14 protein-coding genes and 1 riboswitch are annotated in these 17,563 nt (G+C 62.7%); of the genes, 8 read left to right on the top strand and 6 right to left on the bottom strand.

All coding sequences use genetic code 11. From position 1 onward, the window contains the following. Positions 1–189: 189 nt before the first annotated feature. The 4 genes from LAC81_RS08895 to LAC81_RS08880 form a co-directional block, all read right to left on the bottom strand. Complete coding sequence (locus tag LAC81_RS08895; protein WP_223727526.1) at positions 190–1,929, bottom strand: TadG family pilus assembly protein; 1,740 nt, start codon at positions 1,927–1,929, stop codon at positions 190–192. A gap of 1 nt (position 1,930) precedes the next feature. Next, positions 1,931–2,353: a TadE/TadG family type IV pilus assembly protein gene (locus LAC81_RS08890; RefSeq protein WP_223727791.1), complete on the bottom strand. Its 423-nt coding sequence runs from the start codon at positions 2,351–2,353 to the stop codon at positions 1,931–1,933. Between the two features lie 279 nt (positions 2,354–2,632). Next, positions 2,633–3,181, bottom strand: a complete 549-nt coding sequence (locus LAC81_RS08885; protein WP_223727525.1) for a DUF1003 domain-containing protein — start codon at positions 3,179–3,181, stop codon at positions 2,633–2,635. A 137-nt stretch (positions 3,182–3,318) separates the two neighbouring features. Next, complete coding sequence (locus LAC81_RS08880; RefSeq protein ID WP_223727524.1) at positions 3,319–5,250, bottom strand: LTA synthase family protein; 1,932 nt, start codon at positions 5,248–5,250, stop codon at positions 3,319–3,321. 269 nt (positions 5,251–5,519) lie between these two features. Here LAC81_RS08880 and LAC81_RS08875 point away from each other — a divergent pair, with 269 nt between their 5' ends. From LAC81_RS08875 to LAC81_RS08855, 5 genes are all read left to right on the top strand, one after another. After that, entirely contained in the window at positions 5,520–7,202 is a 1,683-nt protein-coding gene (locus LAC81_RS08875; protein WP_223727523.1) for an NAD+ synthase, read from the top strand. A gap of 3 nt (positions 7,203–7,205) precedes the next feature. Continuing rightward, positions 7,206–7,553, top strand: coding sequence for a hypothetical protein (locus tag LAC81_RS08870; protein WP_223727522.1), 348 nt, complete (start codon positions 7,206–7,208; stop codon positions 7,551–7,553). A 13-nt stretch (positions 7,554–7,566) separates the two neighbouring features. Further along, entirely contained in the window at positions 7,567–8,394 is an 828-nt protein-coding gene (locus LAC81_RS08865; protein WP_223727521.1) for a TolB family protein, read from the top strand. A gap of 165 nt (positions 8,395–8,559) precedes the next feature. Beyond that, a complete protein-coding gene (locus LAC81_RS08860; RefSeq protein WP_223727520.1) occupies positions 8,560–10,293 on the top strand; it encodes an ankyrin repeat domain-containing protein in 1,734 nt (577 codons plus the stop codon). A 247-nt stretch (positions 10,294–10,540) separates the two neighbouring features. Beyond that, positions 10,541–12,076 carry a sensor domain-containing diguanylate cyclase gene (locus LAC81_RS08855; protein ID WP_223727519.1) on the top strand — a complete coding sequence of 512 codons (1,536 nt, stop codon included), beginning with the start codon at positions 10,541–10,543 and terminating at the stop codon, positions 12,074–12,076. Here the strand turns inward: LAC81_RS08855 and LAC81_RS08850 are convergent. Further along, complete coding sequence (locus tag LAC81_RS08850; RefSeq protein ID WP_223727518.1) at positions 12,051–13,070, bottom strand: LacI family DNA-binding transcriptional regulator; 1,020 nt, start codon at positions 13,068–13,070, stop codon at positions 12,051–12,053. The genes LAC81_RS08855 and LAC81_RS08850 overlap by 26 nt on opposite strands. A gap of 104 nt (positions 13,071–13,174) precedes the next feature. Between LAC81_RS08850 and LAC81_RS08845 the strand changes: the two genes are divergently transcribed. The 3 genes from LAC81_RS08845 to bluB all read left to right on the top strand — a co-directional run bounded on the left by LAC81_RS08845 (position 13,175) and on the right by bluB (position 16,246). Then, a complete protein-coding gene (locus tag LAC81_RS08845) occupies positions 13,175–14,368 on the top strand; it encodes a phytanoyl-CoA dioxygenase family protein (protein WP_223727517.1) in 1,194 nt (397 codons plus the stop codon). An 86-nt stretch (positions 14,369–14,454) separates the two neighbouring features. Further along, positions 14,455–15,267, top strand: coding sequence for an SDR family oxidoreductase (locus tag LAC81_RS08840; RefSeq protein ID WP_223727516.1), 813 nt, complete (start codon positions 14,455–14,457; stop codon positions 15,265–15,267). 28 nt (positions 15,268–15,295) lie between these two features. Beyond that, positions 15,296–15,506, top strand: a riboswitch (cobalamin riboswitch). Between the two features lie 44 nt (positions 15,507–15,550). After that, positions 15,551–16,246 carry a 5,6-dimethylbenzimidazole synthase gene (gene bluB, locus LAC81_RS08835; protein ID WP_223727515.1) on the top strand — a complete coding sequence of 232 codons (696 nt, stop codon included), beginning with the start codon at positions 15,551–15,553 and terminating at the stop codon, positions 16,244–16,246. Between the two features lie 118 nt (positions 16,247–16,364). Here bluB and LAC81_RS08830 read toward each other — a convergent pair whose 3' ends face one another. After that, positions 16,365–17,438, bottom strand: a complete 1,074-nt coding sequence (locus LAC81_RS08830; protein WP_223727514.1) for a DUF2865 domain-containing protein — start codon at positions 17,436–17,438, stop codon at positions 16,365–16,367. Positions 17,439–17,563 lie beyond the last annotated feature (125 nt).

Raw genomic sequence — 17,563 nt, 5'->3', positions numbered from 1 at the left:
GCACACCCCCCGATGCTTGCGCGGCTCGCCCGATTCTTGATTTTTCAAGTTGCCCGGTCGCCAACCGCCTTCAGCCTTACCCCTTATAGCAGGATTAGCCTGCCCATAACGTGCGAACAACCGATTTTGTTCAAAAAGGGGCGCCTGACCTCCCATCGTCAGGCGCCCCTTACGTATAACTGAACCCGGTCACTGCACCAGAACTGGCGGCTGGCACTTGACGCCGGTGACGCGCACGTCGGCCTCGCCGACCCGCATGCCGACGAGCAGGAGCAGGTTGTAGAGGAGGTCGTCGACCGGTTTGGTGACGGAGCCCAGGGTCTGGGCTAGCGCCTGTTGAATGATCGTGGGGCTGCCGAGCGTCAGGAACAGGACCTGGATGTTGAGGTCGAGATTGTTCAGCAGCGTCTGGGTTGTGGAGGTGAGAATATCCCTCGTGGAAACGCTCTTGATCGATCGAGCCGCAATCTCGGATGGGCTGAAGCTCAGGCGCGAAGCCTTGAGGTTCTGGGCCTCCACATGAGCGAGCGCGTCGATCTTGACGACGAGGGCATCGACGAGGCGCGCCCTTTTCACGCGGGCATCGGACGAGAAGTTCGAGAGTACCGTCGGGTCGACGTCGCCGATGGCAATCTCGGCTACGCCGGGTACCGCGTCCACGCTGACCGCTGCATTATCCGGTGTGCCGCCATAGCAGCGAATGTCGGCAAGCTTCGCTTCGGCATAGGCGAGTTCGACATAGATCGGCAGCCGGATGCGAATGCCGGCAAGGGCCGCAAGGCCGTCGACGTAGACTTCGACGGCGAGGCGGGTTTGCGCGGTGCGCACCGCTGCCCCCGGTGTTCCGAGCCGATGGCTTGGCGTCTCCACCGGTGGTTCGCCGATGGCGAGCTTGACCTTGGCAGAGGCGATGCCGGGAAGCCCGGTCACGGCGTTGAGCGCGATCTGGTTTTCGCCATTGGCAATTGCGGCAGCCGCAGAGACGAGCTGCAGCGCGCTGACCTTCATCGCCCAGTCGGAGCCGGCATTGACTTGCAGGCTCTTTTTCGGGTCGAGATTGAGGATTTGCGCCAGCGTGACGGTCTTCCTGTTGCTGGCTGTCGAAAGTTCGATGCTCTTCAGTGCGGCCGTCACGGTGCCCGACAGGCCCTGCACGAGCCGCATCGAGGAGAGTAGCTGCGGTATGGTCAGGTTGGCCTTCAGCACGTCCTCGTAGGAGGCGGCCGTCAGGTTGAGTTTCGTCGCAACGACCTTCAGGAACGGCTGGACGTCGATGTCGGCGTCGATGAGTGCCTCATAGTCCATGACCTTGAGAGAGACGGTGGTTCCGAGCATCTGGCCGAGGATCGAGTTCAGCACCCCTTCGTTCAGGCTGGCGAGGCGTGAGCCGACGGAGAACGCGGCAATCTTGGAACTGGCGGCGGTACCGACGACGTTGAGATCCGGCGGCGCACTGAAGATGGAGGCAAGGAAGATCTGGCCTTTCTTTTCCAGCAGAACCTGCACGGCGTCGGCGGGCGTGGCGTCCTTGATGAAGCGCTGTCCGGCATCGACCGAAGGGTCGGGGACGTAGCGACCGCGCGTTAGTGTGGCGACGCCGTCGACCTTTCCCGTGCCGACATCGCTCAATGGCAGTAGCTTGCCATCCGCCGTCATCAAGCCGCTCGGCGTTGCCACGGCGTAGTTGAGGCCATTGTTGGAGAAATGGTTGAGCACGGCCTTTTCGGCAGACGAGATGTTGGCCGCTGCAGCGATCGCGGCCAGGTCGACCGTCGACTGCATCTCCCGCTTCTGGACGGTCAGATAGCCGTAGTCGATGCCGAGTGCCATGGAGGTGACGACCAATGGCATGACCAGGGCGGCGGAGATTCCCACATTGGCGCCTCGCGATCGGAGCAGCGCGCGCATGCGCGTCGATTTCCACGACATCTCAGACCCCTCCTACCCGTATGGTTGCAAAGCGCTCTATCTGGCTACTCGGCATGGCGAATGTGAAAAGGTTAAAGATCGGGAGGTCGGCGGCGTTGTATTTGATCCGCACCGTGAACTGGTTGGCGTTGTTGGCGTCGGCCTTGACGGTGACGGTCATGTGCGAGGATTTGATGAAGGCCTGATCCATCGTCGTGCGCCGGATGTAGTCGGTCGCGAGGCGTTCACGCTCGTTTTCCGATAGTCCGGCGATGGCTGTACGCGCGGCATCTGCGGCGATTTGCTGGATGGAATGGGCTGTGCTGAGGTAGACGCCGTAGGCGATCAAGGTCAGCACGCAAAGGAAGAAGAGCGGCGCTATGATTGCAAATTCGATTGCAGCGGCGCCGTCTTGGCCGCCTGTAAGGCGCTTGAAGTTGGACATTGCAGCATCTCCGCGTACCCACGTTGCTGTGTTTTTCAAATGTCCCTGCACCCACACGATGGTCCTCAAATATTAATTTTCTCATACTCCGATAAGTTGTTGAATCGTCATACTTTTCGCACATGTTGCAAAAGGCGTATTCACGGTTGATTTAGTGTTTATGAAGGTAATCGAGTTCTTGCCTGTCATACCCCCGAAATAGCGAATTCGGAGATGGCTGCAAAACCGCTGAGATACCCCGTTTTGGGGCGGCACCAGGGATCAGACTGGCTTGGGCGTTCAGTCCTGCCCGGGCGATGACCGGTATTGTTCGAGCTGGCGATTGAGCGTTGCAAGGTCGGCGCGCAGTTCCGAGATCTCGCGCAGCAATACATCGTCGACCTTGTGGTGCAGGGCGATGAGTTCGACTTCGGATTTCAGGTTGACCTCATAGTCCTTGGACGCCGCGAAGCGGTCACGTTCGGCCTGGCGGTTCTGCGACATCATGATGATCGGCGCCTGCAGGGCGGCTAGCATGGAAAGCACCAGGTTGAGGAAGATATAGGGGTAGGGGTCGAACGCTCCAGCCAGGAGCAGCAGCGAATTCACGATCACCCAGCAGACGAGGAAGCCACAGAAGGCAAGGATGAAGGTCCAAGAGCCGCCGACCCGGGCAATGCTGTCTGCGAGCCTGTCGCCGAAGGTCTGCCGGGCTGCGAAAGCCGCATTGGTATCGGTGGTCAGCGGGCGCCGCTCGCGCGCGTGGGCGAGTATGCGGCGCTCAATCTCGCCGAGTTCGCTGAGCGGCTTGCCGAAGAGCTGTTGTGAGAAATTGTTGAAGTGCGGCATGACGATCTCCGGGGTTGGACGGAGAAAATCTAGAGCATTTCCAGCAAAAGTCCGTAGCGGTTTTCTGTCCGCGAGACGCGGCGTCGCCCCGGAAGCTCGAGAGCCGGACCGGGTGTAGCCGGTCCGGCTTCGATGGATCAGTGGGTCTCGGCCGCGCTCGCGAAGAGGTCGGCGTGGGACTTGAAGAACCGGTCGGTCGAGAAACGGTCGCCGAACATCATGTCGTGCTGCAGGAAGCGGTAGTCACGCAGCAGTGCCGGCACCTTAGGCTGGCGCGACCACTCGGCGACCTCCTTGCCGTTCTTGCGGATCAGCATATAGCGGTCGACGACGCGGTACTGGTCGTACACCTTGCCGAGGAACCCGGTGTAGTAGGGGTGCTCGTAGCCGGACTGCTTGAGGATCTGGTAGGAGAGGAAGGCTGGGCTGATGGTGCCGACGTTCTTCTTCGGGCCTGTCTTGTTCGACCAGACGACGAGCGGCGTTTCGTGCTGCGCCTTCATCTGATCCTTCGAACCTTTACGCTCTGCGGTGACGCCCTTCATGAAGCCGGTGCTGGTATAGACGGTGTTCAGCGGCGGCAGGTGGTCGCCAAAGAGCACGATGACCGTCTCGCGGTCGCGCTTCTTGGCCCAGTCCATCAGCTTCTTCAGGCTGTCGTCGGCTTCCTTGATGCCCTGCGCATAGGTGGCGAGCACCTGGCGGTCGGCTTCGGGCAGGTCGCCCTCGATCTTGATGGTGTTCTTTGCGTAGCGGTTGGCCTCATAGGGGCCATGGCCCTGCAGCGTGACGGCGAAGAAGAAGAACGGGTCGTCCATCGCGTCGGCCTGGCGGATGATCTCGTTGGTCAGCGACTCGTCCGAGGCGAAGATGCCGCGCTTCTGCATCGGCGGCATGTTCTCTTCCGACTTGAACATGTCGAAACCGAAGGCCTTGTAGACGGCGGTGCGATTCCAGAACCAGCTCTGGAAGGGATGGATGGCACGCGAGACATAGCCTTCGCCGCGGAAGAACGTCGCGAGCGACGGGATCGGGTTGCGGATGTACTGCTGATACGGAATGCTGCCGTAGGGCAGGAAGGCGTTCGAGAAGCCGGTCAACGCTTCGAACTCGACATTGGCGGTCATGCCGCCGAATTCCGGCGAAAAGACGTTGCCCGACTGCATTTCGCGGATCGTCGGCATCGGATCGGGCGACAGCTTGACGTTCGGCAGGCGGGTCGGATCCCAGAAGGATTCGCTCATCAGCACGATGACGTCGGCCTTGCCGCGATGCGAGGTGCCGGCCGGAAGCGGCTTCACCGGAATACGGTCGATCGCGTCGGCCATGTAGCCGGCAGGCGCGCTGACATTGGCCATCGGCAGGTTGATGGCAAACGCAAGGGCGAAACCGTTGTGTTTATAGTTCTCGGTCTGGTCCCACATGATGGGGATGACCTTCAGGCGGTCACGGATCCAGGAGAACTGGTTGTAATCCATGATGTTCCAGAAGGCGACGAGCAGCGGCAGCGCGAAGGCAAGACGGGCGACACGCTCGCGCGTCGAAAGCTTGGGGAAGGTCCGCCAGGCAAAACGCAGGAGAAGGGCGATCGCGACGGCGGCGGCGATCAGGCCGACGGCAATGCCGATGGCCGTCCACGGCCGATCCTTCACCAGAACTGGCATCAATTCCATGATCTGGCGGCCGAACAGGAAGTCGGTCGGATAAAGCGGATCGGAGAGGAAGACCTGTTTCTGCTGGCAGACGACGGCAGGGATGATGGCAAGCGGTGCGATCACCACGGCCGATTTGTGCTCGCGACCGAAAATGCCGTCAACCGCCAGCATGATCAGGAAGAATGCACCGACGGTCGTCAGCGCCGGGCGCGTCGGATCGAGCATGTAGGCGAGCGCATCGGACAGCGACTGACGCACGATCAGTTCGACGACGAAGACGAGGGAGGCTGCGACGAAGAGGGAGAACAATGCGCTGCGGGTGGCCGCAAGTGTCTTGGCGTGCCGTGCGGTGAAGCCGGGTCTATCGACGTAGACGCGCGAGCCTCTCGCGACAGCGGAATCGATACTAGCCAACATATTCTCCAATTTCATAAATGCGTCGTGTATCTGTCATACGCCTGTCATTTTGAACAGGGGATGAATGGTTTCTTAACGTGGTTTGGGAACAGGTTTTCGTGACGTGAGGGCACTGCAACGGCCCTTCATAAGAACCGGGAAAGACAGAATTTTTCGGTATTTTTTCGCGGAGCTGCGATTGGCTGTGGGTATTTTCCCGCGGATTGCGCTAAAGAACACTGCGAAAGTCAGACGCAATCGCTCAGAAAAGACCGACAGGCCCGCTCATGACCGCTCACAAGACCGCCCCCACGATCCTCCGCATCGCAGTCGCCCAGCTCAATCCGACGGTGGGTGACATCGCCGGAAACCTGGCCAAGGCGCGCGAGGCGCGCGCTGATGCCGCGCGCCAGGGCGCCGATCTCCTGTTGCTGACGGAGCTGTTCATTTCCGGCTATCCGCCGGAAGATCTCGTTTTGAAGCCGGCCTTCCTGAAGGCATGCCTGCAAGCAGTCGAAAAGCTGGCGGCTGAGACGGCCGACGGCGGACCGGGCGTCATCATCGGTTTGCCGCGGCTTGCCAAATCCGGGCGACACAATTCGGTGGCGGTGCTTGACGACGGCAAGGTGATCGCATTCCGCGACAAGGTCGATCTGCCGAACTACGGCGAATTCGACGAAAAGCGCGTCTTCGATCAGGGGGAGATGCCGGGCCCGGTGAACTTCCGCGGCGTGCGCATCGGTATTCCGATCTGCGAGGACATCTGGGGCGATCTCGGCGTCTGCGAGACGCTGGCGGAAAGCGGCGCGGAGATCCTCTTGTCGCCGAACGGTTCGCCCTACTATCGCGGCAAGGTGGATGTCCGCCACCAGGTGGTGCTGAAGCAGGTTCTCGAGACCGGCCTTCCGATGATCTATGCCAACCAGCTCGGTGGCCAGGACGAGCTTGTGTTCGACGGCGCAAGCTTCGCCTTCAACACCGACAAGTCGTTGGCCTTCCAGATGAGCCAGTTCGAGGAGGCGATTTCGATCGTCGAATGGAAGAAGGGCGACGGCGGCTGGCATTGCGAAGGCGGCCTGAAGTCTCGCCTGCCGGAGCGGGAGGAGGCGGATTACCGCGCCTGCATGCTCGGCTTCCGTGACTATGTGAACAAGAACGGCTTCAAGAACGTCGTGCTCGGACTTTCCGGCGGTATCGATTCGGCGATCTGCGCCGCACTGGCCGTCGATGCGCTCGGCGAAGAGCGGGTGCGCACCGTCATGCTGCCCTACCGTTACACCTCGCAGGAATCGCTGAAGGACGCCAAGGAATGCGCCGCCGCACTCGGCTGCCGCTACGACATCGTGCCGATTTCCGAGCCGGTCGAAGGGTTCCTGAGCGCGCTTTCCGATACGTTCGAGGGAACGGAGCCCGGCATCACCGAGGAGAACCTGCAGAGCCGCACGCGCGGCACCATCCTGATGGCGATCTCCAACAAGTTCGGCTCGATGGTGGTGACCACGGGCAACAAGTCGGAAATGTCCGTCGGCTATGCCACGCTCTATGGCGACATGAACGGTGGTTTCAATCCGATCAAGGACCTCTACAAGATGCAGGTCTATGCCATCTCGAGCTGGCGCAATACCACGGTTCCCCCAGGTGCACTGGGCCCGTCCGGCATCGTCATTCCGCGGAACATCATCGACAAGGCGCCGTCGGCAGAGCTTCGTCCCAACCAGACGGACCAGGATTCGCTGCCACCCTATCCGGTGCTCGACGATATTCTCGAATGCCTGGTGGAAAAGGAGATGGGCACTGACGAGATCGTGGCGCGCGGCCATGAAGAGGCGACGGTGCACCGGGTCGAGCATCTGCTCTACATCGCCGAGTACAAGCGCCGGCAGTCGGCGCCGGGCGTGAAGATTACCAAGAAGAACTTCGGCCGCGACCGGCGCTACCCGATCACCAACCGTTTCCGCGATCGGGGGTAGGTGGTGAGCGCGGCTGCAAAAGCGCGGGACGGCACGGAAAGCCGTCCGGAGTTCACGGAGGAGGAAATCCGGCTCGTTCGGCTATGGTCGCTGAGCGACGCTTCGGCGAGCAGGCAGCTTTCGGCGCAGGTCGCCTATTTCGCGACGCCGGCGGTCTTTGGGATCTACGGCCTTGCGATCGGCAGCCTTGTCATCGTCGGCGTTGCCTTCGTCTGCACACTGCTGCTTTTGGCCTGGGGCTTCGTCTCGACATGGCGGGACCAACGTAATCTGATCCTGATGCAGTCGATCTGCACCAAAATTCTGGCGACGTTGCCGCCGGGCGAAGCCTGCAAACAGCTCCGCAGCTAGGCAGGAGAGCGGAATGCGCAGTTCCATCGAAATCCACGACATCACCACCGGCAAAACACAGGTCGTCTGGCAAACGGACCGGCTGGTCGAGGCGCCGAACTGGTCGCGGGACGGCACGCACCTGGTCATCAACGGCGATGGCCGGCTTTATCGCCTCGGCCTCGACGGTTCGGAGCCGGTGGAGATCGACACCGGCTTTGCCACACTCTGCAACAACGACCACGGCATTTCGCCGGACGGGGCCACGATCGCAATCAGCGACAAGACCGAGTTCGGCAAGTCGGCAATCTATCTGCTGCCGGCCGAAGGCGGCACGCCGCGGCTTGTGACCCGCAACCTGCCGTCCTACTGGCACGGCTGGTCGCCGGATGGACGAACGGTGACCTATTGCGGAATCCGCGACCAGGTCTTCGACATCTACACGATCTCCGTCGATGGCGGCGAGGAGCGGCGGCTGACCCACGGGGAAGGGCGCAACGACGGGCCGGACTGGTCGGCGGACGGCGAATGGATATACTTCAACTCCAGCCGCACCGGACGCATGCAGATCTGGCGCGTTCGGCCCGATGGCAGCGCCGTCGCGCGCATCACGAACAGCCCCTATGGCGACTGGTTTCCGCACCCTTCGCCGGATGGAAAGCATTTGCTGGTGCTCTCCTATGACGGCGACGTGTTCGATCATCCCAGGGATCTAGACGTCCGCCTGCGATTGATGGACATGGATGGCAGCAATGCGCGCGTGCTGTTCGAGCTTTTCGGCGGGCAGGGAACGATCAATGTTCCCAACTGGTCGCCGGCGGGCGATCGCTTCGCCTTCGTTCGCTACGAACCGGAAAGCTGACAAAGCTGGACAAGTATACTTCCAGCGTGCTAGCGCTGACCTCGTTCGCAGGGCGCATCCGATCCGCGGGAAGGGCAAGGCCCACCTGTCTCACTGAACTTGGTTGCCACACCTCTTTTCAGTCTGTGGGCGCGGATACCGGACGAGAATGAAAGGAGGTCTTTCATGATCGCGCGCGATCTTTCCCCGAACCTTACCCTCGATACACTCCGCAAGCAGGCCAAGGCTCTTTTGAAGGCCGTAAAGGCCGGCGATGGCAGTGCAAGCCAGCGGGCGCTACCTTACTTTTCCGATTTCGCCGCGATGGGCCTTCAGGATGCCCAACTGGTGCTTGCGCGCGAGTTCGGCTTCTCGAGCTGGACCCGGCTGAAGCGGCATTTCGAAAATGCGGGAGCGGCAAATCCGGCAACGGAGCAGCTTGCGAACCGCTTCCTGTCGCTTGCAACCGTTTCTTATTTCAGTGACATAGCGCCGGATCCCGAACGTTTTTCTGAGGCGCTCGCCCTGATCGAGACCCGTCCTGAAATCGCCGAGGACAGCATTCATGTCGCGGCAGCAAATGGCGATGCCGCTGCGGTCGACCGTTGGCTCGATCTTGATCCGAAACTCGCAACCAGGCGCGGCGGCCCCTACGACTGGGAGCCGCTGCTCTACGCCGCCTATGCCCGGGTTCCCGGTCGCTCCTCCTTCGAGGCGGGCGCGCGGCTGATCGCACGCGGCGCCAATCCGGACGCCCATTGGCTGGATGATGGCCAGTATCGTTTCACGGCGCTGACCGGCGTCTTCGGCGAAGGCGAGGCCGGGCGCGAGCGCCAGCCGCCGCACCCGGATTGCGCGGGATTCGCGCGGCTGCTGCTTGACGTCGGAGCCCAGCCCAATGACAGCCAGGCGCTCTACAACCGGATGTTCGAGCCTGACAACGGCTGCCTGAAGCTGCTGCTCGCCTATGGCCTCAACGCCAACGACAGGAACAATTGGCTGGTACGGGCCGACGGTGGTTTCGTCGAGAACGGCGAGCGCGTTTTCGACTACCAGCTTGCCTGGGCGCTTGAAAAACGCATGGGCGACCGCGTGCGGCTTCTGGTCGAGCACGGCGCGGACGTCAATCGCACCATCAAGGGGCGAACGCCCTACCAATGGGCGGAACTCGGCGGTGACCGGGCGCTGGCACAGTATCTGATTTCGCAAGGTGCTCTGGAAGCACCGCTCGACGATGTCGACCGGCTGGCCCGGGCGATCTCGGAAAACGACGGAGACGCGGCAAGGGCACTTGTCGACGCCCATCCGACGCTGATCATACAGACGCAGACAGCGCATCCGGCATTGCTGCATGAAGCCGCGGGTGAGGACAGGCGCGCCGAAGCGGCGCTCATGCTCTCACTCGGTTTCGACGTCAACCGCATGACATCGCGCACTCCGCTGCACGAGGCGGCGCTGCACGGGCATCTCGCAATGGCGCGGCTGCTGCTAGATCACGGCGCCGATGCAACGGCCCGCGATCCCTACCATCGTGCGCCGCCGATCGGCTGGGCCGCGTACAACGGCAGGGCCGAGATGGTACGTTTCCTGAAGGAAGAGCCGCTGGATATCTTTGCGGCCGCATCGTTCGGCGTAATCCATCGCGTTGCCGAGAACCTCGACCGGCAGCCAGACTTGCTCGAAACGCCGTTCGGCCGCTTCCGGGGCCACGGCCGTCCGGAGCCGCAACAGGATTGGATGACGCCGCTGGCATTCGCCGTGGTCAACGGGCAGGCAGCCGCCGTGCGGCTGCTCCTTGATCGAGGTGCCAATGCCGGATTGCGGGATGGCATCGCGGGTCCATCGATCCGCGATCTGGCGCGCGACAAGGGCGACGAGGAGATCATCTCCTTTCTGCGCGCGACGGCCGTGCCGAAGTAGAACACCTGGTGCAAATGGGGGAGCGGTGGCGTTGGCTTGCGCTCCCTGCAAGCGCACCTGCGACTGCTGATTGTCAACGGATTCAGCGGGTTGAAACTGTTAAGTATTTCAACACCAGCTTATTTAAGCCAAACTTTGACTTTGCTCTCTACGGTGCTGCCCGTGCCCGCCGCCGTCGCCGTGCATCGCGCTTGGAAAGGCGCGAGAACGCTCGCGACAGCCGGCCGGACGAGGGGGCGATTGCATCATGGACAAGACTTTGCGGCTAGCGAAGCGGAGGAGAACGGTTTGGGCAATCCATGCCGCCTGCACCCTGGTCGCCGTCCTGATCATCGCAAGCCTCATCTACGTTCTCGATCGGTCCGTCGCCGAGGCGGACCGCTTCGGCCTGTCGGCCGAGCGCCGCCTGGTGGCAAACGAGCTGCGCCACCAGATGGATGCGGTCGTTCAATTTCAGGCTCAGATCTCCTTCTGGGACAAAACCTATCAGGAACTCGCCAAGGGGCATGTCAGCGACATCTTTGCAGCGGACGAGCTGATGGGCTGGCTGTGGGAGGATTACGGATTCTCCTGGCTGATCGTGACGGACGTCGATCACAACGTTTCGACGGTGCTGAAGGATGGCGTCGTCGTGCCGGGCGACACGGCCCGTGTGCCGCTCGACGAGGTCGATGATCTGCTCGACGAAGCCAAGCGCCGCTACGACAACTCGCTCAGAAACAACTATGGTTCCTATGCGCTTGATGTCGTCACCCCGGACCCGCAATCGCTGATGCCGGCCGTGCCCGGAATTCATGCGGTAGACCTGCGCGAGATCGACGGGCGCATGAGCGTGGCGGTCGTGCAGGCGGTCATCCCGGAAACACTGGTGATCCCAGCCGAGCGGCGGGCACCGATGCTCCTGGTCTCGGTGCGGCCGGTGACGGCCAAGATGACCCGTGAAATCGCCGCGCGCCTGGGTATCCGCGGGCTGGCCTTCGTGCCGCTGGCCGAGAGGCCGGAGGGCAGCGTCTTTGCCTCGATCGGGCGCTGTTCCGACGCCTCTTGTCTGGTGGCGGCGTGGATGCCGAAGTCGCCGGGTGGCTTTGTGCGCGCCGAACTGCTGCCGAGCGTCATCGTCATGGCGATCGTCGCGGCGCTGCTCATGGCGTTCGTCGCCTTTCGCTTCTCGACGCTCTTTGCCGCCTTGCAGCAGAGCGAGGCGCTCAACCGCCATCTCGCCAAGCACGATCGGCTGACGGGGTTGCTCAACCGCAGCGGTTTCGACGATATGCTGGCGGCAGCGTTGCTGCGGGCAAAAACGCATCCGTTCACGCTGGTCTATGCCGATCTCGACGAGTTCAAGGCGGTCAACGACCGCCACGGCCACGCGGCCGGCGACGCCGTTCTGGTCGCCATGGCCGAGCGCTTTCGCAACAGAGCCGGCCCCAAGGGGACGGTCGCGCGGCTTGGCGGCGATGAGTTCGCCATCATCGTCGCCGATTGCAGCGAGACGGAAGCCCGTGGTTTTGCGGTCGGCCTTGTCGCCGATGCGCAGACGCCGGTCGCGTTCAATGGCCAGTTGCTCGTCATTGGTGGCAGCGCCGGCATCGCTTTCGCGCCACGACATGGCCTGACGGCGCGCGGCTTGCTGCTGGCTGCGGATGAGGCGCTCTATCTCGCCAAGCGGCGCGGCCGCAACCGCGTCGAGACCGCTGACGATGCGGTGCTGCCCGGCGAGGAGCCGCCTGCCGGACCAGGGGGCTGGGGCGATTTTCCTACTCCGGTACGTTATAGGGCGTGATGACCACGACGGCTGAAAGCTGAGGGCCGATGACGGTGGACGGAGCACGGCCACGGAGCATGATCGTGCGGAAGGCCGTGCGAGCGTCGGTCTTCAGATCATGATGCAACACGAAGTGAATGCGCCGCGCGCGCAGCAGCGCCAGATTGTCCTCATCGAGATCATGGGCAATGTAGAGCGCGCAATGGCGGCCGAGGCGATCGAAGGCTGCGAGTACGGAGCGGTTGCCACCGCCGATCGAATAGGCGGCGTTGATGTCCTGGTTGGCAGCAAGCGCCGCGTCGGCCAGCGCGCCCGTCTCGCTGTCGCGACCATGCCCTTCGCTGATCTCGACGATCCGGATTGTCGGATGATGTTCGCGCAGCACCCGGCGAAAACCGATCTCGCGCTCTTCCTCACCGCGGAAGCGGCCGCTGGATAGCGTCACGAGCACCGTGGCTTCGGCACCGGCAAAGCGCTCGCCGATCAGATAGGCAGCGGTTTCTCCGGCCGCCCTGTTGTCGGCGCCGGCATAAGCGGTCCGCTGGGAATGGGGCAGATCTGTCACCAGCGTCACGACGGGAATGCCGCTGGTTTCGAAGCGTGCGACGGCCGCGACGATCTCGGGCACATCCGGTGCCTTCAAGACGAGCCCATCGGTTCCTCGCAGGCGGATGCGATCGAGCAGTTGCACGATGTCGTGTGGGCGCATGGTCTCGGCGAAGTGAAAACGGCAGCGAAAGCTTGTCGGTGCCAATGTCATCGCTTCGCTTTCGAAGGCCCGTCGCACCGCATCGGTGAAGCGCTCGGGCGCCTCCATGACGATATCGATCGCGAACTTGCGGCCCTGAATGTCGAGTCCGGCCTGCTGCTTTTCCAGTTCCTCGATGGCAGCGCGAACACGGGCGCTCGTCTGGCGGCGGACGCCCGGGCGCTCGTTGAGCACGCGATCGACCGTCGCGGTGCTGAGGCCGGCCTGAAAGGCGATGTCCTTGACCAGAAACGGATGGGCCATCGCCATGGATCTCCTGATGGATTTTTGATGGATTCTTGCCCTATATCATGTTTTGCCGCCGCCTATAGTCGTGTTCATCAAGGTGTTCCAGAGGAGGAAACGGGATGAAGACCGACAACAGTGCGCGGCAGCGGATCGAGCGTGTGTGGCTCACCGAAGAGACCTGCGATATCGAGGCATTCCGGGCGGAAGTGGAGCGCCGAACCAATCTGGCGGACTATCCCCATGCCTCGGGCTGCGACAAGAACGTGCTGAGCTACAACAGCGCCGATCTCGTCGCCGCCTGCGGCAATTCCGAGACGCGGCGTGCGGTGCTTGCCGAGATCTGCGAGGCGCTGGCGACCGGCCCGGGCGTGGCTGTCTTCAAGCGCGCCTTTGCCGATACCGCCGCGATCGATGTCGCGAGCACCGTCTTCGACGAGATCATCGAGGAACAGCATCGCAGCAACAGCGGCGGCGGCGATCACTTTGCCAAGCCCGGCGCAAACGATCGCATCTGGAACTCGCTGGAAAAGCACTGCCTCAAGGCGCCGGAGAATTTTGCCGCCTACTACGGCAACGCCATCATCGCGCTCGTCAGCGAAGCCTGGCTCGGGCCGAACTACCAGATGACGGCGCAGGTGAACCGCGTCAATCCGGGTGGAGCTGCGCAGTCGGCGCACCGGGACTATCATCTCGGCTTCCAGACCTCCGCGGTGATCGAGCAGTACCCGGCGCACGTGCACAAGCTCTCGCCGGTGCTGACGCTACAGGGCGCGGTCGCCCATTGCGACATGCCGCTCGAGAGCGGGCCGACGCTGTTCCTGCCGTACAGCCAGACCTATGTGCCGGGTTACCTGGCCCTCAACCGTCCGGAGTTCCGCGCCTATTTCGACGAACATCACGTACAGCTCCCGCTCGAAAAAGGCGATGTCGTCTTCTTCAATCCCGCCCTCTTCCATGCGGCCGGCAACAACCGCTCCGCCGATATCCGCCGCGTTGCAAACCTGCTGCAGGTGTCCTCCGCCTTTGGCCGGGCGATGGAGACCGTCGATCGGCTGACAATGAGCGCAACGCTCTACCCGGCGCTGAAGGCGTTGCTGGCAAACGGCAAGCTGGCCGAAGCGGAAGCGGCCAATGCGATTGCGTCCTGCGCCGAAGGCTATTCCTTCCCGACCAATCTCGACCGCGATCCGCCGCTCGGCGGGCTGGCGCCGAAGACCCAGGCACAGCTGATGCGCGGGGCGCTGGCGGCGGGAACGAGCGAGCAGGATTTTCACGCGGCGCTCGACGCTCAGGCGAAGCGCAAGCTGAGCTGACGGTTCAATTACCCATTCGGGCTCCCGGTGCGTTTCGCCCGGGAGCCGTCGCTGTTTGACACGATCATCTTCGAGGAGGGAATTCGATGAGTGGACAATTGGAAGGCAAGATCGCCATCGTCACCGGTGGCACGCAAGGGTTGGGCGCAACGATCGCCGGCCTCTTCGCCGAACGCGGCGCGGCGGGTATCGTCATCTGCGGACGCAATGCGGCCAAGGGGCGGGCGAAGGCTGAAGAGATCGGCAAGGCCAGCGGCGCGAAGGTGATCTATGTCGAGGCCGATCTCGAGAAGGTCGAGGACGCCCGTAAGGTCGTTGCGGCTTGTGATGCGGAGTTCGGCCGGGTCGATGCGCTCGTCAATGCCGCCGCGATCACCGACCGCGGCACGATCCTCGACACGACACCGGAGCTCTTCGACCGGATGTTCGGGATCAACGTGCGAGCGCCGTTCTTCCTGATGCAGGAGACGGTGAAGGTGATGCGGCGCGAGCGAACCGAAGGCACGATCGTCAATATCGGCTCCATGTCGGCGATGGCCGGGCAGCCCTTCATCGCCGCCTATTGCTCGTCGAAAGGGGCGCTGGAGACGCTGACCAAGAACACGGCCTATGCGCTCCTGCGAAACCGCATTCGGGTCAACGGCCTGAATATCGGCTGGATGGCTTCCGAAGGCGAGGACCGGATCCAGCGTGAGTTTCACGGAGCATCGGCGGACTGGCTCGAAAGGGCGGCCGCCAGCCAGCCCTTCGGCCGGCTCGTCGATCCGGCAGAGGTGGCACGCGCCTGCGCCTATCTGTCTTCGGCTGAATCAGGGCTGATGACCGGATCGGTGATCTGCTTCGATCAATCGGTCTGGGGCGGCTATGACGGTTCGCCGCATCCGGTGGCGCCGCTATAGGCGGCGCTTGTCTTTCGGTTGCCGCTATGCGCTTATGGCGGCGTCAGGTGCCCGCGCGAGCGGGAGAATCGGGAATCCGGCGTCATTCCGGAACGTGCCCAACGCTGTGACGGGGACGGTCGCCTCTAAGTGCCTTGAATTGATTCAAGGATTTGCCACTGGATCTTCAATCGGTCTGGGAAGGTGAGGCGGCCGGTTGAACCGGAGTCAGAAGACCGGCCTGGCAAGATAGACCGAACCCCGCGCGGACGGCGGGAGGTTGCGCATTGTTGGGGATCGAACGATGCTGACTGAACCGAAGGGCGGCCTTGCGGCTGCCGGTGCCTTCGCGCGCAACGAGCGGGAGGCCGTCTACCGCGCCATCGAAACACGCCGCGACGTGCGCGACGAATTTCTCGCAGAACCTCTTCCCGACGATTTGGTGAAACGCCTGCTTACGGCTGCGCACAGCGCGCCGTCTGTCGGCTTCATGCAGCCCTGGAACTTCGTGCTGGTGCGAGCGGAAGAAACGCGTGAGCGCGTCTGGCAGGCCTTTCGCCGCGCCAACGACGAGGCCGCCTTGATGTTCGAGGCGGAACAGCAGACGAAGTACCGTTCGCTGAAACTCGAAGGCATTCGCAAGGCGCCGCTCAGCATCTGCGTCACCTGTGACCGCACGCGCGGCGGCGCCGTCGTCCTCGGCCGTACCCATAATCCGCAGATGGATGTCTATTCCACGGTTTGCGCCGTGCAGAACCTGTGGCTTGCCGCGCGCGCCGAAGGTGTCGGTGTCGGCTGGGTCAGCATCTTCCACGAGGCGGAGATCAAGGCGATCCTCGGCATCCCTGGTCACATCGAGATCGTCGCCTGGCTCTGCCTCGGCTATGTCGATCGCCTCTACCAACAACCGGAGTTGGCGGTAAAGGGATGGCGGCAGCGTCTGCCGCTGGAAGAACTGGTGTTCGAGGAAGGCTGGGGGAACTGCAGCGAGCGTTCCTAAAGCCCGTTGCGCCAAAATGGGCAGCGGTTTTTCGACAGCGACATGCGAGATATCGAGAACTTGAAGCGCAATGAGCGAATCTGAAGATCGCGGCGCGCTTTGAGATGGCGCGCCGGGATCAGTTCTGGACCGGCTGATAGGCCGGTCCCTTCGGGTGCTTCAGGTCGATCGAGGTTTCCTGTTGCGGCAGGAAGGTCGGGCCGACGACGCGCACCTTGCTCTTCGACGGATCGTAGGGCCGCTCCTCGGGCGGTGCCTTGGCAGTCGTGGTCTCCGCCGGCTTTCTGGTTTCGATCACGACGATGGACGACTGGTCGTCACCGATCTTGGTGCCGGTCGTCTTCGGCGAGGTTGCGGCGGTCTGAGGTATCTGGCAGCCGCACATGCCGGGCTTGCTGACGCCGCGGGTGCGATAGGCAAAGGCATTCGGCATTTCGGTATAGGGCCGGCCCGTCACGGCCGAGACCATCTGATCGCTCTCTTCCGTGTTGATATCATGGAAATAGAGTTCGGTTTCAGCGCCCGGGCAGCGCGCCCGGCAGGCCTGTTCGTCCCGCGGGAAATCGGCCGGCGTGGCGTCCGAGGAGATCGGGAAAAAGGCGCCGTCGCAGGTGCGCACGCACATGGTCCGCAGCGTGCCGCTGTAGTAGCGTTCCTGCGGCGCATAGCCGTCTTCGCCAAGCATCGGGCCGTAGGCGTCGTCAGGCGGCAGATCGGCGATGATGTTGCGGTGCGATTCGGGCTCTTCGGGGTCGACGCTCGCGAACTCTTCGCGGTCGCCATAGCAGCCATTGATCTCCAGCGCGGCAAGGATGCGGCGACGGCTGTCCTGGCTGCCCCCGGCAACAATCTGCTCGCGCTCCGATTTCAGCATGCGCAGATTGTCTTCCATCTCGGCAATGAGGCCGTCGAGTTCGCCACAGATATCCGGGTTGCCGCCATCGAAGGTGACGACGCTGCCGCCACCACAGGCAGCACGGCGGCGGTCGTTCTTCGCCCTGCGCAGCTCGATGTTCTGGCGGGAGATCGCACTCGCATAGTCACGGGCGTCGGCATTGCTGGAGACGATGTCAGGCAGCTGCGCAAGACGGGTGTTCAGCCGGTCGCACACGGTCGATGCCAGCGAAGGATCGGCACCGACCAGGGCAAACGGCACAAGCACCGCAGCGAGGTGTTTCAAGCGCGGGAACACGGGCGAAGTCTCTTCCTGCAACCGCTCGACGCCGGCCTTCTGATATGGGCGGCTGCCAGCGGTATTTCCTGTTTCACCTCCATCATAGAGCTTGTCGGTGATCGTGCAACGACAAGCGGCGGTTT

It is taken from the genome of Ensifer adhaerens (assembly GCF_020035535.1).
Taxonomy (GTDB): Bacteria; Pseudomonadota; Alphaproteobacteria; order Rhizobiales; family Rhizobiaceae; genus Ensifer.
Note: the sequence above shows the minus strand (reverse complement) of the source record. Positions and strands in the feature narration are given on the sequence as shown.